At 41.5% G+C, this 23901-nt stretch carries 18 protein-coding genes; 15 read left to right on the top strand and 3 right to left on the bottom strand.

What is annotated here, in order from left to right; all coding sequences use genetic code 11:
* The first annotated feature begins 85 nt into the window (after window positions 1-85).
* From I6E11_RS02315 to I6E11_RS02305, 3 genes are read left to right on the top strand one after another with little or no spacing between them, the layout of a single operon-like run.
* Window positions 86-610, top strand: a complete 525-nt coding sequence (locus I6E11_RS02315; RefSeq protein WP_235336199.1) for an NUDIX hydrolase — start codon at window positions 86-88, stop codon at window positions 608-610.
* An 11-nt stretch (window positions 611-621) separates the two neighbouring features.
* Window positions 622-3630, top strand: coding sequence for a tetratricopeptide repeat protein (locus tag I6E11_RS02310; RefSeq protein WP_235336198.1), 3009 nt, complete (start codon window positions 622-624; stop codon window positions 3628-3630).
* 5 nt (window positions 3631-3635) lie between these two features.
* Entirely contained in the window at window positions 3636-5366 is a 1731-nt protein-coding gene (locus I6E11_RS02305) for a TonB-dependent receptor (protein ID WP_235336197.1), read from the top strand.
* 118 nt (window positions 5367-5484) lie between these two features.
* On the opposite strand, the gene I6E11_RS02300 is transcribed toward I6E11_RS02305, so the two are convergent.
* Window positions 5485-7800: a glycoside hydrolase family 3 N-terminal domain-containing protein gene (locus I6E11_RS02300; protein WP_235336203.1), complete on the bottom strand. Its 2316-nt coding sequence runs from the start codon at window positions 7798-7800 to the stop codon at window positions 5485-5487.
* 259 nt (window positions 7801-8059) lie between these two features.
* On the opposite strand from I6E11_RS02300, the gene I6E11_RS02295 reads away from it, so the two are divergent.
* Window positions 8060-9406 carry an MATE family efflux transporter gene (locus tag I6E11_RS02295; RefSeq protein ID WP_235336195.1) on the top strand — a complete coding sequence of 449 codons (1347 nt, stop codon included), beginning with the start codon at window positions 8060-8062 and terminating at the stop codon, window positions 9404-9406.
* A gap of 68 nt (window positions 9407-9474) precedes the next feature.
* On the opposite strand, the gene I6E11_RS02290 is transcribed toward I6E11_RS02295, so the two are convergent.
* Window positions 9475-9846, bottom strand: a complete 372-nt coding sequence (locus I6E11_RS02290) for a thioesterase family protein (RefSeq protein WP_235336194.1) — start codon at window positions 9844-9846, stop codon at window positions 9475-9477.
* A 53-nt stretch (window positions 9847-9899) separates the two neighbouring features.
* On the bottom strand, window positions 9900-10703 hold the full coding sequence (locus tag I6E11_RS02285; RefSeq protein ID WP_235336193.1) for an AraC family transcriptional regulator: 804 nt from the start codon (window positions 10701-10703) through the stop codon (window positions 9900-9902).
* A gap of 77 nt (window positions 10704-10780) precedes the next feature.
* Between I6E11_RS02285 and I6E11_RS02280 the strand changes: the two genes are divergently transcribed.
* From I6E11_RS02280 to I6E11_RS02230, 11 genes are all read left to right on the top strand, one after another.
* Entirely contained in the window at window positions 10781-11260 is a 480-nt protein-coding gene (locus I6E11_RS02280; RefSeq protein WP_235336192.1) for a DUF6198 family protein, read from the top strand.
* On the top strand, window positions 11251-11601 hold the full coding sequence (locus I6E11_RS02275) for a DUF6198 family protein (RefSeq protein WP_235336191.1): 351 nt from the start codon (window positions 11251-11253) through the stop codon (window positions 11599-11601). The genes I6E11_RS02280 and I6E11_RS02275 overlap by 10 nt, the downstream gene beginning before the upstream one ends.
* A complete protein-coding gene (locus I6E11_RS02270; RefSeq protein WP_235336202.1) occupies window positions 11556-12101 on the top strand; it encodes a cytidylate kinase-like family protein in 546 nt (181 codons plus the stop codon). The genes I6E11_RS02275 and I6E11_RS02270 overlap by 46 nt, the downstream gene beginning before the upstream one ends.
* A gap of 168 nt (window positions 12102-12269) precedes the next feature.
* The gene (locus tag I6E11_RS02265; RefSeq protein ID WP_235336190.1) at window positions 12270-15521 is read left to right on the top strand and encodes a S41 family peptidase; all 3252 of its coding nucleotides are present in this window, start codon (window positions 12270-12272) and stop codon (window positions 15519-15521) included.
* A gap of 293 nt (window positions 15522-15814) precedes the next feature.
* A complete protein-coding gene (locus tag I6E11_RS02260) occupies window positions 15815-17098 on the top strand; it encodes a site-specific integrase (protein ID WP_021992115.1) in 1284 nt (427 codons plus the stop codon).
* A 66-nt stretch (window positions 17099-17164) separates the two neighbouring features.
* Entirely contained in the window at window positions 17165-18457 is a 1293-nt protein-coding gene (locus tag I6E11_RS02255; RefSeq protein WP_007842332.1) for a PDDEXK nuclease domain-containing protein, read from the top strand.
* A gap of 10 nt (window positions 18458-18467) precedes the next feature.
* The gene (locus tag I6E11_RS02250; protein ID WP_118442040.1) at window positions 18468-19487 is read left to right on the top strand and encodes a hypothetical protein; all 1020 of its coding nucleotides are present in this window, start codon (window positions 18468-18470) and stop codon (window positions 19485-19487) included.
* A 223-nt stretch (window positions 19488-19710) separates the two neighbouring features.
* Window positions 19711-20019, top strand: a complete 309-nt coding sequence (locus I6E11_RS02245; RefSeq protein WP_007842330.1) for a DUF3853 family protein — start codon at window positions 19711-19713, stop codon at window positions 20017-20019.
* 8 nt (window positions 20020-20027) lie between these two features.
* Window positions 20028-21110: an AAA family ATPase gene (locus I6E11_RS02240; protein WP_007842329.1), complete on the top strand. Its 1083-nt coding sequence runs from the start codon at window positions 20028-20030 to the stop codon at window positions 21108-21110.
* A 216-nt stretch (window positions 21111-21326) separates the two neighbouring features.
* Complete coding sequence (locus tag I6E11_RS02235; protein ID WP_007842328.1) at window positions 21327-22286, top strand: DUF8464 domain-containing protein; 960 nt, start codon at window positions 21327-21329, stop codon at window positions 22284-22286.
* Between the two features lie 211 nt (window positions 22287-22497).
* The gene (locus I6E11_RS02230; RefSeq protein WP_004308779.1) at window positions 22498-23901 is read left to right on the top strand and encodes a hypothetical protein; all 1404 of its coding nucleotides are present in this window, start codon (window positions 22498-22500) and stop codon (window positions 23899-23901) included.

Below are 23901 nucleotides of genomic sequence, written 5' to 3'. Positions count from 1 at the left end.
GTTGGAAATTGTTCTTTATGTCAGAAATGTAACATATTATCATTATTTCTGTTAACTTTGTCACTGTAACTAAACTTGTGTTATTATGCACCCTTTACATCTGTTCAAATATTGTCCTGTATGTGGTTCTCCACACTTTGAGGAACACAATTTCAAATCTAAAAAATGCGCCGACTGTGGTTTTGTGTATTATTTCAATTCCAGTGCGGCTACGGTTGCTTTTATACTTAATTCAAAGAATGAACTCCTGGTGTGCCGTCGTGCCAAAGATCCGGCAAAAGGGACTCTTGACCTGTCCGGTGGATTTATAGACATGTATGAAACGGCAGAGGAAGGAGTGGCACGCGAAGTAAAGGAAGAAACAGGTCTTGATGTAGTGAAAGCAGAATATTTGTTTTCGTATCCCAATACATATCTGTATTCAGGGTTTCTGGTTCATACTATGGATATGTTTTTCCTTTGCAGGGTAGAGAGTGATACAGAACTGGAAGCTATGGATGATGTGGCGGAAACTTTCTGGATGCCTATCGACAAGATAAATCCTGAGGAATTCGGACTTGATTCTGTCCGAAAGGGAGTGGAACGTTTTATAAATGAATACAATAAATAACCTATATATATATGAATAATAAAGGAAACGCATTTATAGCAGGTCTGTTGCTGACTATGCCTATGGTGGCAGGTGCACAGCAGACAGAACCGTTGACAGGCCATAAAAGACTGTTCGACGATGGCAAACAACTGTTTATGCGTCATGATTATGCAGCTGCACGACAGACTTTGATGCGCTATATGGATTTGGGTGATTGTGCTAAGTTTGCCGATGAAGCCGAGTATATGCTGGTATGTACTGCCTATGAATTGCGAATGCCTGACCGCATAGAGAAACTTGAAACTTATTTGGAAAAACATCCTGAGTCAAGATACAAAAACAGAGTTCAGGCCCTTATTGCATCTTCTTATTTTTTTGATAAGGAATATCTTAAGGCTATAGCATGTTACAGGGGTTGTGACTTCGATGCTATGGGTAATGATGAAAGGGATGATAATGTCTATCGTCTGGCTCAGTCTTATCTTGAAATAGGAAATACTGAAGAGGCAACGGCTTGGCTTACAGTCCTTAAAGAGGCTAGTCCTAAATATAAGGATGATGCTGTATATAACCTTGCTTACATAGACTATTCTGCAGGCAGGTATACTGCTGCAATGGAGGGTTTTTCTTCTGTGAAAGACAATAAGAATTATGCAGAACTTGCTCCTTATTATATGGCAGATATCAGTCTTATTACCGGTAATTATGCAACTGCAAGGGATATGGCAGTTAAATATCTTAATGAATATCCCGGAAATGAAAAATCACTTGAAATGAAGAGAATAGCAGGTGAGGCTGCTTACTCGCAGAAGGATTATACTGCTGCTGTGAATTATCTTTCTCCTTATTGCAGTGAGGTGTCGAATCCGCAACGTAATGCTTTCTATAAGCTTGGTATGAGCTATTTCAATACTCAGGTTTATTCTGAAGCGGCGGAAAATCTGGGTAGAGTGACTGGTGTGGATGATGATATGTCGCAAAATGCCTATCTGCATATGGGACTTGCGTATCTGAACCTGAAGGAACGCAATCAGGCAAGAATGGCTTTCGAGCAGGCGGCTGCATCAAACCGTAATATGCAGATAAAGGAGCAGGCGCTATATAACTATGCTTTGTGTATTCACGAAACATCGTATTCTCCATTCGCCGAATCGGTTACTGTTTTCGAACGTTTCCTTAATGAATTCCCGCATTCACAATATACAGACAAGGTAAACGATTATCTTATAGAGGTATATATGAATACACGCAGCTATATGGCTGCATTGAAGTCAATATCCAAAATCAGTCAGCCGGGTACTCGTATACTGGAAGCAAAGCAGAAACTGCTGTTCCGCGTAGGTACACAGGCTTTTGCACAGGCATCGTTCGAAAATGCCATTGACTATTTCACGCAGTCGCTCCAACTGGGCAGATATAATGCGCAGACCAAGGCTGATGCTTATTTCTGGCGTGGCGAGGCAAAATACCGACTTGACAGATTTGAACAGGCTGCTGCCGACTATCGACAGTATATGGAGTTTGCCACTAATAAAAAAAGTATGGAGTATGGACTTGCTCTCTACAATATGGGATATACATCCTTCAAACAGAAGAAATATGACAATGCTCTGACATGGTTTGTGAGATGTGCCGATACGGATGCTGCCATAGATGCTTCGGTGAGAGGTGATGCATGCAACCGTGCCGGTGACTGCTATTTCTATGCACGCCGTTTCGATGAAGCACGTGCCCAGTATGCCAAGGCTGTATCTATCGAGCCGTCATATGGTGACTACTCTCTGTTCCAGGAGGCTTTTGTAAAAGGTTTGCAACGAGACTATACTGGAAAGATAGAGACACTTAATACTCTTCTATCGAAGTATCCTTCATCACAATATATTGACGATGCACTGTACGAGCAGGGACGTGCCTTTGTACAGATGGAGCAGGCAGATAATGCAATAGGCAGATATAAGATTCTGGTTGAAAAATGGCCTGAGAGTCAGTTGGCACGCAAGGCTGCAAGTGAGATAGCTCTGCTGTATTATCAGAATGACAAATTTAATGAGGCAATTGTTGCATATAAAAAAGTTATAGCAGACTATCCGGGAAGTGAGGAGGCAAGAATGGCTCAGCGTGACTTGAAATCTGTATATATAGATATAAATAAGGTGGACGAGTATATGGCATATGCTTCATCTCTGCCGGGAGGAGCAAATTTCGATGTAAACGAACGTGACTCGCTTACTTATACCGCTGCCGAACGCGTGTATATGCGCGGAAATATAGCTGAGGCTAAGAATAGCTTTACGTCTTATCTTCAGTCATTCCCACAGGGAGCCTTCAGTGTGAATGCATCGTATTATCTGGGTATAATAGCATATAATGAGAAAGATTATTCAGGTGCTACAACATATCTGAACAAGGTTCTGGAATATCCTGACAGCAAGTTCTCGACAGAGGCTATGACATTATGTGCGCGTATGGCATACGACGGTAAGGAATATCCGCGTGCTCTGGAACTCTACAAACGTTTGTCGGACCGTGCAGGAAATCAGGAAGAACGCCTGTTGGCACAGACCGGTGCCTTACGAAGTGCATATATGGCGGGCGATGCCAACGAAACCATTTCTGCAGCATCGGCAATGATGGCTCACAGCAAACTTGCTCCTGAACTGGAAAACGAAGCAAGATATTACAGAGCTAAGGCGTTTATAAATAACGGACAAAACAATGAAGCACTTGCCGACCTGAAAGTCCTTGCCGGAGATACAAGAAATATTTATGGTGCTGAGGCCAAATATCTGGTAGCACAGATTTACTTTGATGAAGGAAAGACCGAGGCAGCAGAGAAAGAGGTTCTTCAGTATATAGAAGTCAGCACACCGCATGCTTACTGGCTTGCAAGAAGTTTTGTGCTCCTGAGTGATGTATATGTGAAACTCGGACGTAACCTTGACGCAAAACAGTATCTTCTGTCATTGCAGCAGAACTATCAGGCTGACGATGACATAGCGGAAATGATAGAAACCAGATTGGCAAAACTTAATCAGTAAAGACAATGAAGAAATATAGAAAACAGATTTTGATATGTGCCGGACTTGTCACACTGACTAATGTGGCGGCACAACAGCAACAGAAGAATGACTCTACCGTGAACCGTACTGTTGTGGTGGAGAACCAGTATAATCCGGAGGTGATGGATGCATTCAAGGTGAATGTATTGCCAAAGATAGAAGAACCGGCAGTGGCAAAAACTCAGATTGACTATGCCTCGTCTGTACACCAGATGAATAAATTCCCTGTTTATCATATGGATGTTATGAACAGGGAAATAACAGAAGATAGTGCCAGAAGAGGTTATGTGCGTCTTGCTTACGGTAACAGAAACAATACAGACCTGAAGGGAGCTTATCTTTGGAATATCACAGACCGTGATGTGCTTGATGTGATGGCTACATTCCACGGATATTCTGGAAATATCGGAGTTGGATATGATTTCGATTTCGCGACGGATGATATACCGGTTCTTAATCATGAAAAGGAGTGGAAACACCGTTTCTTCCGCACAGGTGCTTCGCTTAAATATACTCACGATTTCGATAAAATGAGTATGTATGTAGGAGGTGACTTTGCATCACAGGTGTTCAGTTATATGCCAAATCAGCCTGAATCCCTTCTACAGAATGAAGAAAAGACAGAAGTACCTTCATTCGGACATCAGTTGTTTATGTCTGGCGGTGGATATATGGGTGTATCTTCTGTGAAAGATGCTCTTCCGGTAGAATTCGGATTCCAGACAGGATATAAGATGTTCAACCGTAAACATGGTATTTACATTCCGGGAGGTATATCCGAGGGTAATGTTCATACGCAAGGATATATTTCTGCTGAAATTGACGACAGACAGGCTGTGGGTGTGGCGCTCGAAATGGACAATATGTTCTATGATAAGTCGTTCAGTAACTATTCACTCATAAAACTCCGTCCTTATTATTCTTTAAGTACAGAGTCCGTTTCGCTTACAGCCGGAGTGAATGTGGACTTCCAGATTTCTAATGATGGAGGATTGAAACTTTCGCCTGATGTAAGATTCGACTATACGTTTGCTGATAATTATGTGTTTTATGCGCATCTAACAGGTAATACCCGTCTGAATGATTTTGGAACCATAAACGGTTTCTCTCCGTTCTGGGTACAATCTTTATTAGTGGGTCTGCCTATGCAGCAAAATACTTCTTATACTCCATATGATGCAAGAGTCGGTCTGAAGGCAGTTCCGCTTACAAATTTTGGATTTGGTATATATGCCGGTTATCGTGAGACAAGAAACGAATTGTTCTCTATGCCTTATGCTGTCGGTGGAGCTGTCTATAATGGAATAGCTCAAGCTAAAGCCCGCGTGGCTTATGCAGGACTTTATGCCGACTATTCGTTCAGAGATATGCTAGACCTTGGTTTTGCCGGTAGTTTCTATGGCTGGAGTGTCAAGAAAGATATGGAGAAGCTGTTGTGGTTGAAACCACTTTACAGTATCGGATTCAATGCCCGTGCAAAAGTGTTTAAAGACTTTCATGCAACAGCAGAATATACTTACGAAGGACGCAAAAAGACTTTGGGTATAAAGGCCGATGCTGTTAACGAGTTGAATATCGGAGCTGAATATCTGTTTGACGATAGAGTAAATGTTTTCATAAAACTGAACAATCTGTTGAATAAGAATTATGTTACAGAAAGCGGATTTCCTGTTCAAGGCTTTAATGTTATGGCTGGAGTAAGTCTGAATTTCTGATAGCTAACCTGATAAAAAGTAAAAGTCATATTCCTTTACCTTGGAATATGACTTTTACTTTTTTTATGTAGGAGAGTATAATCTCCTATAGAGTTTAATATTGTTAGTAATATGGAAATCAAATGTTAGGTGTATCCCAAACTTTAGTTTCGTTGCATTTGATTTCTATAGCCTGGTCTTCACTTAAAACAAGGAATTTACCTTCTTCAAGTCTCCATTTTCCAAAGTAATCAACAAAAGCCAAGTCGCTTGCCTTTATTTTCATACTTACAGTCTTGGTCTCTCCAGGTTGCAATTCAATTTTTGTAAACTGGCGTAAGCGCTTGTTGTCAGGGGTGCTGCTTGCAACCAAATCTTTGGCAAATAACAATACACTTTCTTCTCCGGCTACTTTACCTGTATTGGTTACATCTACAGTGAATTCCAGTTCATCGTCAGAGGAGAATGTTTCTTTGTTTACCTTCATGTTGCTGTATTTGTAAGTAGTGTAGCTCAATCCATATCCGAAAGGCCACTGCACATCCATTACGGCATCATAATTGTAGTTACCACCCATCTGTCCTACATTTTCACATGGCTTGTAATCGTATGTAGCAAGTGAATTGATATATTTAGGATAAGTGAAAGGCATTTTTGCGCTGAAGTTGGCATCACCGGCTACAAGATTTGTCAATGCATCTCCACCATAGTTTCCCGGCAACATAATGTTTATCACACCTTTAGCCAAAGGTTCGATATCGTTGATTATGCGTGGTCTTCCTTGGCTTAATACAAGAACGATAGGCTTGCCGGTTTTTGCAAGTGCTTTAACAAGATTGCGCTGGTTTTCAGACATTGTAATATCACTTAGGTTACCCGGAGTCTCGCAATAAGAATTTTCTCCCACACAAGCTACAATGACATCAGCTCTTGAAGCAGCTGCTACAGCTTTGTTTATTTCCGGTTTGAGTTCTTCCCACCAATTGTCGTTTTTGTAAGGAGCATATTCTACTCCTGCCTCATAGATAATGTTTTCTTTTCCGTATTTGTTGCAGAATGCTTCGTATATAGTGTTATAAGCTGTTGCATGCTCGTCTGCAAGATGTCCTTGCCAGCTGTATGACCATCCACCGTTTAGAACTCTCATAGAGTTTGCGTTAGGACCTGTGATAAGGATTTTCTTTCCTTTTGCAATAGGAAGTATGTTGTCTTCGTTTTTAAGAAGGACTTCTGTCTCTTCGGCTGCGGCAAGGGCTTCCTTTGCAAAATCCTCAGAGCCGAACTTGTCGTATTTCTCAATGTCCCAATAAGGATTTTCAAACAATCCGAGACGATATTTCAGACGAAGTACGCGAGCTACGGCATCGTCTATTCTGCTCATAGGAACTTCACCTTCTTCTACCAGTTCTTTAAGATAGTCGCAGAAAGAAATTTCATAAGGAACCATTGACATATCAATACCTGCATTGATTGCAATCTTGATAGCTTCTTTCTTTGTTTCTGCAATATGGTCGCGTGTACATAGATTGTTGATGTCAGCCCAGTCTGTAACAATCATTCCGTCCCAGTTCAGATCTTCTTTAAGCCAGTCAGTAAGCAACTCCTTGTTAGCATGGAAAGGCATTCCGTTGTTTACTCCGGAGTTGACCATAACAGACAGTGCACCGGCTTTTATGGCAGCCTTGAATGGAGTAAAATGTTTTTCTCTCATATCCGAAAGACATATTGACGAAGGTGTTCTGTCTTTACCTGAAACAGGTACACCGTATCCCATATAATGTTTTACACATGCAGCTACACTGTATTCGCCTATCTTGTTTGGATCATTTCCCTGGAATCCGATAACGGCCTGTACTCCCATTTCAGAGTTTACGTATGCATCCTCACCGTAGTTCTCCCACATACGTGGCCAGCGTGGGTCACGCCCAAGGTCTACAACGGGAGCATATGTCCAAGGAATACATCCCGCTTTTGTTTCGTAGGCAGAAATTTCAGCTCCTCTTTTCACAAGTTCACGGTTGAATGATGCACCCATGTTTATGCCTTGAGGAAATAATGTACCGTCGAGTGTATAAGTCGTTCCATGTATCTGGTCTACTCCGTAGATACATGGAATTCCTATTTCTTTCATCGATTTGTCCTGTATCTGCTTGATTGATTTAGCCCAGACTTCTTTTTTCTGTGCTACTCCCAATGGAACGTTCAGGATAGAACCAACCTTGTATTTCCCGATAACGGTATCTAGCATAGCTTCGCTTAGAGTAAATCCCTTTTCCTTACTCTTATCAAAGTCTGTAACGACATCGACAGTAATTTCGCACATCTGTCCGATTTTCTCTTCAAGTGTCATCTTGCCCAGCCATTCCTTGATGTGTTTTTCAATATTAGGATCTTGTTTGATGGCTGGAGCTGTAGTAACTCCTTCCTGGCATGAATTGAATATCATACTGCACATAAGTGAAACTGATAAAAATAATTTGTTTTTGATTTTCATATAAATATAGATTTTTAAATAACATCACTTCTTTATATGGGGCAAATTTAGTCTTAAATATGTTTCTAGTCAATATCAAGAGCTTCTTTATTCTATGTCTGTTACATTTATAATGTAATTATGTTACTTCAATGCATATGGTTTTCTGTATTAAGAATAGCCGCAACAGCTTGATAATGCCAAGTTTGTTGTATTTTTGTACCGTATAAAAGATATAATAATGAATAACAGTATAGAAAAAAGAGCATACACTTCGAAAGAAATATTGACAATAGCCTATCCCATACTTATAAGCCTTGTGATGGAGCAGGCTATAGGTATGACTGATACAGCCTTCTTGGGACGTGTGGGTGAGATTGAACTTGGAGCGTCTGCCATAGCCGGAGTATATTACATAGCTATATTCATGATAGGTTTCGGCTTCAGTATAGGTTCGCAGATACTGATGGCACGAAGGAACGGTGAGAAGAGATATTCTGAGATTGGTGATATCTTTTATCAGGGTGTGTATTTCATGATATTTCTGGCTGCAGCTGCGTTTATTCTTACGGAACTGATAACTCCGTGGTTGTTGCCAAAGATACTTTCTTCACAGAATATTTATGAGGCAGCCGAGAGTTATATACATTGGAGGGCTTTCGGTTTCTTTTTCTCGTTCGTAGCTGTTATGTTCAGGGCTTTTTTCGTAGGAACTACACAGACCAAGACTCTTACTCTGAACTCGCTGGTGATGGTGGGCTCAAATATTGTTTTCAATTACATACTGATTTTTGGTAAATTGGGATTTCCCGCTCTTGGAATAGCCGGTGCGGCAATAGGCTCGTCGCTTGCGGAACTCGTCTCTCTGATATTCTTCATTACATATACCGTAAGGAAAATCGACTTGAAGAAATACGGTTTGAACAAGTTCAGTTCATTCAATACAGACAAACTTAGACGCATACTAAATGTATCTCTGTGGACGATGATTCAGAATTTCATCTCGCTTTCCACATGGTTTATTTTCTTTCTTTATGTGGAGCATTTGGGTGAACGTCCACTTGCGATAACAAACATCATAAGGAACATTTCCGGTATTACATTTATGATAATATCTGCATTTGCTTCTACGTGTGGTTCGCTGGTCAGCAATCAGATAGGTGCCGGAAAGGCAGACAGTGTGGTATGTACTGTGCATCAACATATAAAACTGGCATTGGCTATAGTTCTGCCGCTGACTGTATTTTTTGCTATATTCCCTACGCTGGTATTGGGGATATATACAGATATGCCTGATCTTATCGAAGCATCAATACCATCGTTGTGGGTGTTCTGTACCACAACTTGGCTTACGGCTGCATCGAACATATATTTCCAGTCTGTGTCTGGAACGGGTAACACACGTATGGCGTTTATCCTTGAGTTGTCCACTCTCTTGATTTATGCCACTTATATCACAGTGATAATCCAGGTAATGAGGTTAGATGTGGCATGGTGTTGGACTTCGGAACATGTTTATGGAGGATTTCTGCTTATATTCTGCAGTATATATCTTCATCGTGGAAAATGGAGATTAAAGAAGATATAAAAACAAAGACGAACCGTTTCAGCTTAGTATGTAACGGTTCGTCTTTGTTTTGTTCAGGTTATTAATGGTTATTTTAACTTTGAGAGGAAACGTTCTCTGTCCACTATATAGCGTATGTGTTTTCCTTCACCTATTGTTCCTTTTGAGTCTGATGCGGTAACTTTGAATGTAAGTTTTCTGCCATCTATTTCTTCAAGAACAGCTTCAGCATTTATTGTTTCACCTAAAGCCGAAGGTTTGATGTGCGATGTTTCCATCATTGCTCCAACTGTGGTTGAACCTTCAGGCAAGTGAGGAGCAACAGCTTTCATTGCGGCGTTTTCCATTAGAGCCACCATAGCAGGTGTTGCGAAAACTTCCATATCGCCCGAACCTATTTCAAGGGCTGTATTGGCTGCACTTACAGTTACAGTGCTGATGTGTTTTAATCCTGTTTCCATTATTATGAATTTAATTTGTTATTATAGTCAGTTGCAAAAATAATTATTTTAACTCATTTTCTGAAATACCCGGAAGGAGATTCGCCTGTGATTTGTCTGAATACCCGGCTAAAGCTGTTTGGAGAGTTAAATCCCACTTCATATGCAGTCTGTTCTATATTCATTGATCCGTCCGATATTATTTCGATAGCCCGTACTACTCTCTGATAATTGAGATAATGGACAAAACGTATATTTGAATTTGTGAATATGCGAGTCAGACTTCTTTTTGATAAACCAAACCTTGTGGCCACGTGTTCGATGGTCAAATCCTGACTGATGTTCGATTTTATATATTCCAGAATAGAGACCAGGCGGTTATCATCGGTTATTATAAATGATTGTGCAGGGAAGGTAGCTTTCTTGCATATATGAGGAATTGCTTTAAGAAAGCCATATGCAAAGGAATATATTTCCGGTGATTTGTACATGTTTATTCTCCGCCGGTGGCTGATAAAATCCAGATTACGGGCAGTCATTTCGTCTGTACGGAATATGATGAACGAATCGTCAGGAGTGGTCTCCGTACGGAAATATCCTACCAATAATGAAATCTGCCGGTTATTACTGGACAGTCTGTGTATTGTACCTTCAGGAATCCACACCAGGTGCCTTTCAGTCACGAAGTGGTTCTTTCCGTTAGCTTCAATATGGAGTGTTCCGGAAAGTATATATATTATCTGGTGTCTGTTGTGCGAATGCGGATTGAGCTCTATCTCTTCTCTGCCTGTTATTTTGGTCAGAATTTCGCAGTCAGGTATCTTTTCAATCAGTGAAAGTCGTTTCTCTTTCCATGAATTGTCTGGCGCAAATTGCATTGTTTATGTCTTTTTGTGCAAATCAGGAACAAATGTAAATAAATAACTTTGCGCCGTCAAATCAAACAGTATATTTTATGGAAGAAAAACGTAGAAAGAGTAGGGCGGAACTCGTCAGGAGATATTTAGTATTCGGAATTTCACTTTTAGTAATAGCTTTTGGTATCAGTATAATAACACGTTCCGATTTAGGCACATCGCCCATAACGAGTGTGCCGTATGTGGCGAGTCTTAACACATCGCTTTCATTAGGTACTTATTTCTTCTTTTTCACTATATTTCTGATTATTCTTCAGGTGGTAATGCTTGGGAAGAAGGGCGTGATGGAACGTAATGTAGAACTTCTGATGCAGTTCCCCGTGGCATTTGTCTTGTCCGTATTTACGGATTTCGGAATGTGGACCACGGCTGCATGGATGCCTGAGATGTATTATGTAAAGATAATTTCGCTTGTAGTGGGATGTCTTGTACTGGCATTCGGTATCTGCTTGGAGGTGATAGCCGATGTGACGATGATTATGCCGAGTATACCATACAGTTTGCTACAATGCGCCTGAAGAAGGATTTTGGTACTATAAAGATTTGTTTCGATGTATCTCTTGTATTGCTTGCAGCATTAGGATCGTGGTTGCTTTCAGGACGTATAGATGGTGTGAGAGAAGGAACTGTTATAGCAGCTCTGATTACGGGTCCGTTTGTACGCATGATAATGCCACGCCTTGCATTCCTCAGAGGCTGGCTTTCTGGAGTATCCAAGAACGATGTACAGTCTGTTGTCAGCAGTGGTGAAAGACTTCCTTTGGTTATAACTATTTCTCGCGAGTACGAAGCGGAGGACACAAGTTGGGAGAGATGCTTGCCAAGGAACTGGGTATTGCATTTTATGACAGAGAACTGATAACTCTTGTAGCTGGAGAGAGTAATTTCAGTGAGGAATTTATTTCGAAAAATGAGCAGCGTATGCCTAGTTCGTTGCTTTATCAGATGATAATGCAGGATTATGAAGCACCATTATACAAGAGTCTGTCGGCAGATGATGCCTTGTTTGTGGCTCAGAGTAAAGTAATACGTCGCATATCGTCGGAGAAACCGTGTGTGATAGTGGGACGTTGTGCAGATTATATTCTTAAGGATCGTCCTAATACTATGAATATATTCTTGTATGCCGATATGCCACACAAGGTGAAAAGAACAGTTGTAGAATATGGAATAGCCGAAGAACAAGCAGCCAACGTGATTGCTAATACTGACAGAGCAAGGAAGGAGCATTATTTCCAGTACACAGGCAGGCAGTGGGGCGACTCAAGAAATTATAACGCATCGTTTGATACCGGTGTTTTCGGCTTGGAGCAGATTGTAGATGTTTTGAAGAAAATGTCTGATAATTATAGGAATTAGAATTTGGCTGTTGTTGTATTTAGATCTTTCATAGGTGTTCGGACTTCAAGTGATTCTTGGTACAAAGTTTTCTGTCCGTTTCTTGTCGGATTTCCAGAATTTTCTGATTTTTGTATTACTATTATATTAAACGGACTTAGTAATCTTAAATTCACAAAAATCAAGCTTATGAGAAGACTTTTATTCGCAACAATCGTTTCTATTGCCGGAGTGGCATCGTATGCAGAGAATTCTCCATTATGGATGCGCTATTGTACTATTTCGCCTGACGGAGAGCAGATAGCTTTTACTTATAAAGGTGATATTTACACTGTGCCGGTTGGAGGTGGAAAAGCATTGCAGATTACTTCTAATCAAGGACATGACACACATCCTGTGTGGAGTCCTGACGGAAGTAGGATTGCTTTTGCATCAAGTAGAGAAGGAAGTATGGATATATTCATTGTAAATAGTGAGGGTGGAGTTCCGAAAAGGCTTACCACTCATTCCGGCAATGAGATTCCGTATGCTTTCAGCGACAACAATCATGTACTTTTTCAGGCTGTGGTGATGCCTGAAGCGGAGGATATGACTTTCCCTAGCTCTCAGTTTCCACAAATATACAAGGTAGGAACAGAAGGAGGCAGACCTGTGTTGTTTTCGTCTATACCTATGGAGGATATTAGTATCAGTCCGGATGGCAAGTCTCTTCTTTATCATGACAAAAAAGGATATGAGGATGCTTGGAGAAAGCACCACACATCGTCTATTACACGTGATGTGTGGCTCTGTACAGAACAGGAAGGGGCAGAAAGAAGTTACAGGAAGATTACATCTTTCGACGGTGAGGACAGAACTCCTGTATGGGCTCCGGATGGAAAATCATTCTATTATCTAAGTGAGAGGGAAGGCAGTTTCAATATTTATAAATCAGATATAGAAGGTAAGGACATTGTACGTCTTACGTCTCATACCGATCATCCAGTACGTTTCCTTTCTGTAGCATCAAACGGTACTTTGTGTTATGGATTTAATGGAGAAATCTATACGGTGAAAGAAGGGGAATCTCCAAAGAAAGTCAACGTTAGCATCGTGTCCGACAGTTATGACAAGCATCTTGTGAAATGGCTTAAATCATCTGGCGCAACGGAGATTTCAGTCTCTCCAGAAGGTAAGGAGATAGCTTTCATACTGCGTGGCGATGTATATGTTACATCTGTAGAATATAAGACAACAAAGCAGATTACTGACACTCCCGAGCAGGAGAGGGATATAGATTTCTCTCCAGACGGCAGAAGTATTGTTTATGCGTCAGAACGTAACGGACTGTGGCAGATATATCAGACTTCGTTGGTTAATAAAGAAGATGAATTGTTTACATATGCCAATGAATTCAAAGAAGAAAGACTGGTGAACAGCAATATTACTTCATTCCAGCCACAGTATAGTCCGGACGGAAAAGAGGTCGCTTTTCTGGAGAATAGAACAGCATTACGTGTACTTAATCTCAAGACGAAAACTGTCCGTACGGTGATGGATGGTAAGTTTGAGTATTCCTATTCCGACGGCGATCAGTGGTTTGAATGGAGTCCGGACAGCCGCTGGCTACTTTCTGGCTATATCGGACACGGCGGATGGAACAATAATGACGTTGCTTTGGTCAATGCGTCTGGCAATGGCGAAATTCATAACCTGACTCAGAGCGGATATACTGACAGTGGTGCGAAATGGGTTCTCGGAGGTAAGGCTATGATTTGGCAGAGCGACCGTGCGGGATATCGCAGTCATGGCAGTTGGGGAGCAGAGGATGATGTTTATATCATGTTCTTCGACCTTGATGCTTACGAACGTTTCCGCATGAGTAAAGAGGAACTAGGTCTCGTAGAAGAGAAAGAAAAGAAAGACAAGGAAGATGCCGATAAAAAGGAAACCGAAAAGAAAAAAGGAAAGAAGAAAGATGACAAGAAAGATAAGGAAGATGAAGTAAAACCTCTGGAATTTGATCTTGAGAACTGTCGAGACAGAGTTATCCGTCTGACGGTAAATTCTTCTAAACTTGGTGATGCTGTACTTTCTTCAAAAGGCGATAAACTCTACTATCAGGCTGCATTCGAGGGAGGTTATGACCTGTGGATGCACGACTTGAAAGATGACAAAACTTCTATCGTGATGAAGAATATCGGCTACGGAGCTATGATGACGGACAAAAAACAGGAAAATCTCTACCTCTGCAATTCTTCAATCAAAAAAGTGGATATGGATAAAGGCGAGTCGAAGAATATTGAGTTCAGTGCTCCTTTCAATTATCGTCCTTATGAGGAACGTCTGTATATGTTCAATCATATCTGGAAACAGGTTGAGGATAAGTTCTATGTGGCCGATTTGCATGGTACAGACTGGAAAGGTTATTATGAAAACTACAAACGTTTCCTGCCACATATAAACAATAACTATGACTTCCAGGAACTGCTGAGCGAACTGCTTGGCGAACTTAACGGTTCTCACACCGGAGCAAGATATTATGCATCCGGAGCTTCATTCTCAACTGCGTGTCTTGGTGTGTTCTACGATAATGAATATACGGGAGACGGTTTGAAGATAAAGGAAATAATAGCCAAAGGACCGTTTGCAGTAAAGAAGACAGGTGTGACAGAAGGATGTATCATCGAAAAAATAGATGGACAGAAGATTTTGGCTGGAGTGGACTATTATCCTATGTTGGAAGGCAAGTCCGGCAAGAAGGTACTTCTTTCCGTATACAATCCTGAAACAAGGAAACGTTTTGATGTGACAGTAAAGGCTATCAGTTCAGGCGAGCAGTCAGATTTACTCTATAAGAGATGGGTAAGACGAAATGAACAACTTGTTGAGAAACTCTCCGGTGGACGTGTGGCTTACGTGCATGTACAGGGAATGAACAGTCCTAGCTTCCGTACCGTATACAGTGAGCTGCTGAGCGAGAAGAACAGAACCAAGGATGCCGTGATTGTAGATACACGTCATAATGGAGGAGGATGGTTGCACGATGACCTTGTTACGTTGCTTAGCGGCAAGGAATATCAGAGATTTGTTCCTAGAGGACAATATATAGGTAGCGATCCGTTCAACAAGTGGCTGAAACCTTCATGCGTCCTTGTATGTGAGGACAACTACAGTAACGCTCACGGTTTCCCTTGGGTGTACAAGGAATTGGGTATAGGAAAACTTATCGGTACTCCTGTTCCTGGAACAATGACTGCCGTATGGTGGGAAAGACAGATAGATCCAAGCATTGTTTTCGGAATACCACAGGTGGGATGTATGAATATGCGTGGCGAGTATCTTGAGAATAAGGAACTTCAGCCTGACATCGAAGTCTACAATTCTCCTGAAGAAGTGTTGAGAGGTGAAGACCGACAGCTTGAGGCTGCAGTAAAGGAAATGCTTAAAACTATAGAATGATAAAAAAGATATGGCTGCATCGAGGTTTCGGTGTAGCCATATCTTTTTTTATATCCGTTTAACGATATTCCGATTATAAATAAAAAGTCTTGTCAAGCAGTGCTTAACAAGACTTTTGTTAGCGGAGAGACAGGCTCTCGAACCTATACATTCAAGAAATATCATAAAATTGCAAATTACTGATAATCACACACAATTTGGAATACATAGTAAATCTAAATCTTTCTGAATATCTTTTGCTATTCCAAATATTGGGTGTATATTTGGGTGTAGAATTTCAAACGCACCCAATTATGAATATCAAACGAAACATCATTTTTGCATTGGAAAGCCGGAAAAAGAACGGTGTGCCAATTGTGGAGAATGTCCCCATCCGTATGCGCGTCATATACGCAAGCCAGCGCATTGAGTTTACAACGGGTTACCGCATCGATGTAGCCAAATGGGATTCCGACAAGCAGCGAGTAAAGAACGGGTGTACCAACAAATTAAAGCAAAGTGCATCTGAAATCAATGCCGATCTGCTGAAATACTATGCCGAAATTCAAAATGTGTTCAAGGAGTTTGAGGTACAGGAAACCATGCCAACTACCCAACAACTAAAGGATGCATTCAACCTGCGGATGAAGAATGCCAACGAAGAACAGCAGGAAGAAGCACAGATAAGTTTTTGGGAGGTGTTCGATGAATTTGTAAAAGAATGCGGCAATCAGAATAACTGGACTGAATCCACATACGAAAAGTTTGCAGCCGTTAAAAATCACCTCAAGGAGTTCAAGGAAGATGTGACCTTTGAATATTTCGATGAGTTCGGATTGAACGAGTATATCAATTTCCTGCGTGACAAAAAAGACATGAGAAACAGTACCATCGGTAAACAAATGGGATTCCTCAAATGGTTCCTGCGATGGAGCTTCAAGAAAGACTATCACCAGAATATAGCATACGATACGTTCAAACCGAAATTGAAAACCACCCCCAAGAAGGTAATCTTCCTGACATGGGAAGAGTTGAACAGACTAAAAGACTATCAGATACCCAAAGACAAACAGTATCTGGAACGTGTCCGGGATGTTTTCCTGTTCTGTTGCTTTACCAGTCTGCGTTATTCAGATGTTCGTAACCTAAAGAGAAGTGATGTCAAGTCCGACCATATAGAAGTCACCACCGTTAAAACGGCAGATAGTCTGAGTATTGAACTGAACAAGTACAGTAAAGCCATACTTGAAAAATACAAGGACATCCATTTTGAAAACCACATGGCATTGCCTGTTATCAGCAATCAGAAAATGAATGATTATCTGAAAGAACTGGGAGAACTGGCAGAAATTAACGAACCTATACGTGAAACCTACTACAAAGGAAATGAACGTATAGATGAAGTTACACCGAAATACGCATTACTCAGCACACATGCAGGAAGAAGGACATTCATCTGTAATGCACTGGCTCTCGGTATTCCTGCACAGGTTGTAATGAAATGGACAGGGCACAGTGATTATAAAGCCATGAAGCCTTACATTGACATAGCAGACGATATTAAGGCCAATGCAATGAACAAGTTTAACCAACTCTAAAAGTATCAGTCAGTTTCACAGATTATCCATTATTAGAGTTATCTTTGTTAAGTAATAGTTAGTGATATGGAAAATAACAACGAACATAATATAAAGAAAGGTCATTTTGATGCCTTTGTCCATGCTGTCGGTTCGGAAATAGAACAGGCACAAGTCCGACTCATTACCGCAGCCAATGCCCAGATGTTGTTCCATTACTGGAAAATGGGGAATTATATACTGTACCACCAACACCTACATGGGTGGGGTGGTAAAATTATCAAAAAATTGGCACAGGCAATCAGATTCAATTATCCTGAAAAGAAGGGATATTCGGAACGTAATCTTACTTATATGTGCCAGTTTGCCCGTTTATATCCGTTAAATGTACTTCGTAGTTTTATTGAAGCAGATTCAATACTGTCGGTCCCAAATATTCAAAACATTACTAATGAAGTCCTTAAGCTCAATAGCGGACAATTTACGCAGGAGCTTACTGCGCAAATACAATCAGCTGATAATCAATCTTTAGAAATTACGCAGGAGGTTCCTGCGCAATTTCAGAATGTAGCAAAAACAGTAGCAACCATCTATAAAATAAAAATAGAGGATATAGAAGATTTATTCTTGGCGTCACCGATTGCAAGAATAAATTGGGCAAGCCATATGGTCATACTCAATAATCCGCTACCATTGGGCGTAAGGTATTGGTATATGAAACAATCTGTAGAAATGGGTTGGAGCAGTAATGTGCTGAAAATGCAGATTGAAAGTAATCTGTATGACAGACAAATCAAGAGTAACAAGGTAAACAACTTCACTGCCACACTTCCGGCACCTCAAAGCGATCTTGCCAATTATCTGTTAAAAGACCCGTATATCTTTGACTTGGCAGGAGCAAAGGAAAAGGCTGACGAAAGGGATATAGAAGAACAGTTGGTAAAGCATGTAACCCGTTACTTGCTGGAAATGGGTAACGGCTTTGCTTTTGTTGCCAGACAAAAACATTTCCAGATTGGGGACAGTGACTTTTTCGCCGACCTGATCCTATATAATATCAAGCTCCATGCCTATGTTGTCGTGGAATTGAAAGCAACGCCATTCAAACCGGAATATGCAGGGCAGTTAAATTTCTATATCAATGTTGTAGATGATAAACTGAGGGGAGAAAATGATAACAAGACCATCGGTCTTTTGCTGTGCAGGGGTAAGGATGAGGTCGTGGCACAATATGCCTTGGCTGGATATGACCAGCCGATAGGTATCAGCGACTATCAATTGAGCAAGGCAGTACCCGAAAATCTGAAATCTGCCCTACCGAGTATAGAAGAAGTGGAAGAAGAACTGACCTTATTCCTTGACAAGGACAAGAACCCATAATATAAAGTATATGGCAGGAAAGATACAGACGATGATTCCCCAATATGGAGAACTCAACAGAATATACAGAGACTATATAGATAATTACGCTTTTTCTTTTGACAGGCAGAAATTCATATCGGATTTCTATCAGGAGTATAATGACATGAAATCCTTTGAAGCCGCTATCCTTGAACTGGTGCTTGACAAGCAAAAAGAGCAATACACCTTGATACTCAACAGCCTGAAAACTGAAATAGAAAAGAGCATACAGGCTTATGAGATACGCCCGTTAAGTGACAGAGCCATAGAACGTGCTTGCTATCAGCACATGGAAAGGTATTCTCAGGAAATTGAAGCCCAGCTGGATGTTACAAGAAGTCTGAGCAAGCCGCTGAATGAAGCCAACAACAGGTATGATTCCATTGGTTACAGGGAGCATACAGCCGAAGAGGAAAAACAGGCAGAGAAAGAATATGAACGCTGCAAGGCTGAATATGACAGGGAAAAAGCCAAACTGAACAAACTCTATGATCAGCAAAAGGCTGCAAGAACAGAGGCATTCCAATACATGAAGAACTGTTGTGCGGACATATACCGTCAAAGCTGCCTTTTTCTGGATATATTGAAGAAATACATTCCTGACGGAAAGCAAGAGAATAAATCAAGCGAGCCAATCAGTCAGCAGGAAACGACAGAAGAACAACAGGAATATTTCAGCATGAAATTACTTTCGCTCATTCATGAGGTGTGCATAGGAGAACAGTTCGAAGAAATTTCCGCACCGGATTTCTATGCCAATATGAATCTTCACCCCTGCAACTGTAAGCTGAAAATAAAACCGAGAGAGAAAATACGTGTATGCTATCTGATATTCCTGATGAGCGAGAAACTCTCCAAACAGGACAGGGACAAATGGAAAGACAGAATACTGAAACTGCTGGATATTGACGACAGCTACTACAAATCCAAGTACAAGGAGCCTGTTTCAGATTTCCCCAGTGACAGCAACCAAAATTTCGCCAAGGAAATGGAACATATATTCAGATAATCCGTAATATATCCTGATACTTTACGAAAGTTCCACTTTTACCACTCAAAATAATTTTTGAGTGGTATTTTTATTTTCTGATATTCAATAAGATACAATGATATTCAGTTTGTACCGTCCCCATCCTTACCACTCATAACCCTACCTAATTTTGCATCGTTCGAGAACAGAAATAACAGCCAGTGCGCAGGGCTGATTGTTTAACGACTAAATAGATTGGACGATGACAAATATCCAAGAATTATTATCAAAACCCGTCTGGCAGATGACAGGCGAAGAATTCATATTCCTGAGTAAGCACGCTTCAGGTCAGGCCGAAGCATTGCCGCAACCCGTTACAGACACGGAAAAGAAGTATGTGTACGGAATACTCGGTATAGCCAAACTGTTCGGGTGCAGTCTGCCCACTGCCAACCGCATAAAGAAAAGCGGTAAGATAGACAAGGCGATTACCCAGATAGGGCGCAAGATTATCGTAGATGCGGAATTGGCTCTTGAGCTTGCCGGGAAGAAAACAGGAGGACGGAAATAATGGGAGGTATGCTTATGGACTATATGAAAGAAATAAAGGAGATTTCGGCAGAACAGGCAATAATCCTTTGGCAAGCTTCACGCCTGAGTCTGTCGAAAATCTACGAAAAAGCACCTGAGATTCTAAAAGTGCAAGGTTCGGTCATTGGTACACTGGGCAATTTCAGTGCATCCATCGGCAAAGCCAAGAGTAAAAAGACTTTCAATGTATCGGCTATCGTAGCCGCCGCATTGAAAAACGGTACGGTACTGCGGTATGTTGCGGAACTACCGGAAGAAAAAAGGAAGATTCTTTATGTGGACACGGAACAAAGCCATTATCACTGTCTGAAAGTCATGAAACGTATTTTACGGCTTGCTGGTCTTCCTGATGACAGGGACAATGAACATCTGGAGTTTCTCGCTTTGAGGAAATACACGCCCGAACAGCGTATCAGGATTGTCGAACAGGCTATCTATAATACACCGGACATAGGGCTTGTAATCATAGACGGCATCCGTGATATGGTATATGACATCAACAGTCCGGGAGAATCGACACGCATTATATCCAAACTGATGCAGTGGACGGATGACAGGCAGATACACATCCATACGATACTCCACCAGAACAAAGGCGATGAAAACGCAAGAGGGCATATCGGTACGGAGCTGAACAACAAGGCGGAAACCGTTCTGCTGGTGGAAAAGGACAAGAGCAACGGGGATATAAGCAATGTTTCAGCCATGCACATCCGTGCAATGGATTTCGAGCCTTTCGCTTTCCGTATCAACGACAATGCATTGCCTGAACTCATAGAGGGGTACAGACCCGAAGCGAAGAAACCCGGAAGACCGGAAGAGGAAAAGTTTGACCCTTACAGACATATTAGCGAACAGCAGCACCGCATAGCACTGGAAGCGGCTTTCGGACTGAAAGAGGAATACGGCTACAAGGATCTGGAAACCTCCTTAATCAAGTCATATATGTCGGTAGGTGTAAAACTGAACCATCAAAAAGCGGTATCACTTATCACCATGCTCCGGAACAAACGGATGATAGTACAGGAGAACGGCAGGAAATACACGTTCAAGCCGGACTTTCACTATTAGACCGTATAACCTGTAATCACTTCACTTTATTCGGCAGGTCTATATATTAAGAATAAAGCGAAGCGGTTGTAGGGAATAGAAAAGCGCTTCACTTTATTACCGTATCCTATATATACGAAGATAAAGTGAAGTGATTATACAGACCGTACTTCATAAAAAAGTACGGGCGAAAAGAGAAATAAATATTCCAACCATTATTCAAACACTCATCTTATTATGGATATACAGACAGCAAAACAAATCAGGATAGCGGATTTTCTGTACAGTTTGGGATATTCTCCCGTCAAGCAGCAAGGTATTAACCTATGGTACAAATCCCCGTTACGGGAAGAGACAGAACCCTCGTTCAAAGTAAATACCGAGCGCAACCAATGGTATGATTTCGCAATCGGCAAAGGTGGAAATATCATCGCACTGGCACAGGAACTCTACTGTTCCGACTATGTGCCTTATCTTCTACAGAAAATCGAAGAACAGATACCACACATACGTCCCGTGTCTTTCTCTTTTGGCAAGCAATCATTTTCCGAACCGAGTTTTCAGCAATTGGACATTGTGCTGCTGGCTTCTCCTGCCCTGCTTGCCTACCTACAGGAAAGAGGGATAAACACGGCACTGGCGAAAAGAGAATGTAAGGAAGCCCGTTTCACCCACAACGGCAAACGGTATTTCGCCATTGCCTTTCCGAACATATCAGGCGGATATGAAATTCGCAACCGATATTTCAAGGGATGTATCGCACCAAAAGAAATATCCCATATCAGACAGTCAGGAAAACCAAGGAGTACATGTTACGTTTTTGAGGGATTTATGGATTACCTTTCCTTTCTTACTTTAAGGCTGGAAAGCTGTCCGCAATCACCCGACTTCGACAGACAGGATTACATAGTTCTTAATTCCGTAGCCAATGTTCCCAAGGCACTCTATCCGTTGGGAAGCTATGAGCGCATCCACTGTTTCTTTGACAATGACCGTGCAGGAATGGAAGCAATACAGCAAATCCGAAAGGAGTATGATGCTACCCGGTATATACGTGACGCCTCGCAAATCTACAGTGGATGTAAAGATCTGAACGAATATTTACAGAAACGAATAGCCGATAGGAAAGAGCAAGCGCAATCTGTCGAAAAGAGGAATGATACGCTATCCAAGAAACCGAAAGGCTTCCGGTTATAGCCCACTATAACTACACGCTTCGCTTTCGTAGTTGTGGGCTCTCCCGAGGGGATTAGGGCTTTGCCCTAATGACCCACTCAGGGCGTTTCACCCCTGAGAACCCCGAGCAAAGAGTGACCCTCTCTTTGCAATCTCCGCTTATGGGTTACCCCTAAGAACCCCTCTGCGAAAGCGAGCAAAGTAAATCAATTGTAAACAAAGGAAAGAAGCTATGGCAACAAAATCAAGCATACATATCAAGCCTTGCAACATCGCATCGAGCGAGGCACACAACCGAAGGACTGCCGAGTATATGCGTAATATCGGGGAGTCCAGAATCTATGTCGTTCCCGAACTTTCCACCGATAACGAACAGTGGATAAATCCCGACTTCGGCACTCCCGAACTGCGAACTCATTATGACAATATCAAGCAAATGGTCAAGGAAAAGACCGGACGTGCCATGCAGGAAAAGGAAAGGGAACGCAAGGGAAAGAATGGAAAGATTATCAAGGTGGCGGGATGCTCACCCATCCGTGAAGGAGTATTGCTTATCAGACCGGACACCACACTGGCTGATGTACGCAAATTCGGTGAAGAGTGCCAAAGACGCTGGGGCATCACTCCGCTACAGATTTTCCTGCATAAAGACGAAGGGCATTGGCTGAACGGTCAGCCGGAAGCAGAAGACAAGGAGAGCTTCCAAGTCGGTAACAGATGGTTCAAACCAAATTATCATGCTCATGTCGTATTCGACTGGATGAACCATGAAACTGGAAAGAGCCGAAAGCTCAATGACGAGGATATGGCAACCATGCAGACCCTTGCTTCCGATATTCTCCTGATGGAACGTGGACAGGCAAAAGCTGTCACAGGTAAAGAGCATCTGGAACGAAATGATTTCATCATTGAGAAGCAGAAAGCCGAACTGCAACGTATAGAGGAAACCAAGCGACACAAGGAACAACAAGTAAGCCTTGCCGAACAGGAACTCAAACAGGTAAAAGCAGAGATACGCACGGACAAACTAAAGAAAACAGCCACCAATGCTGCTACCGCCATAGCAAGCGGTGTAGGTTCTCTTTTCGGAAGCGGTAAGCTGAAAGAACTGGAACATCACATCGAGCAGCTACATCAGGAAATTACCAAACGGGACAAAGCTACTGATGAATTAAAAATTCAGATACAACAAATACAGGAACAGCATAGCAGACAAATTCGTAATCTTCAAAGAATACATAATCAAGAACTTGAAGCCAAAGACAAGGAAATATCACGATTGAGCACCTTGCTTGAAAAAGCCCACAAATGGTTTCCCATGTTCAAAGAGATGTTGAGAATGGAAAAATTATGCGCTGTTATCGGGTTTACCAAAGACATGATAGAAAACCTCTTGACAAAGAAAGAATCCATACAATGTAGTGGCAAAATTTATTCCGAAGAACACAGGTGGAAATTTGACATCAAGAATGATATTTTTAGGGTTGAGAAACATCCGATGGATAGTGGTAAGCTTATGCTGACCATAAACCGACAACCCATAGTACAATGGTTTAAGGAACAATGGGAAAAGTTACAGCAGAATCTACGTAACTCGGTGCAGAGAGAGCAAAAATCCAGAGGATTTAGAATATAG

The sequence above is a fragment of the Bacteroides caecigallinarum genome (genome assembly GCF_021531075.1).
Classification (GTDB): Bacteria; Bacteroidota; Bacteroidia; order Bacteroidales; family Bacteroidaceae; genus Phocaeicola; species Phocaeicola caecigallinarum_B.
This window is presented reverse-complemented; position numbering and strand designations above follow the sequence as displayed.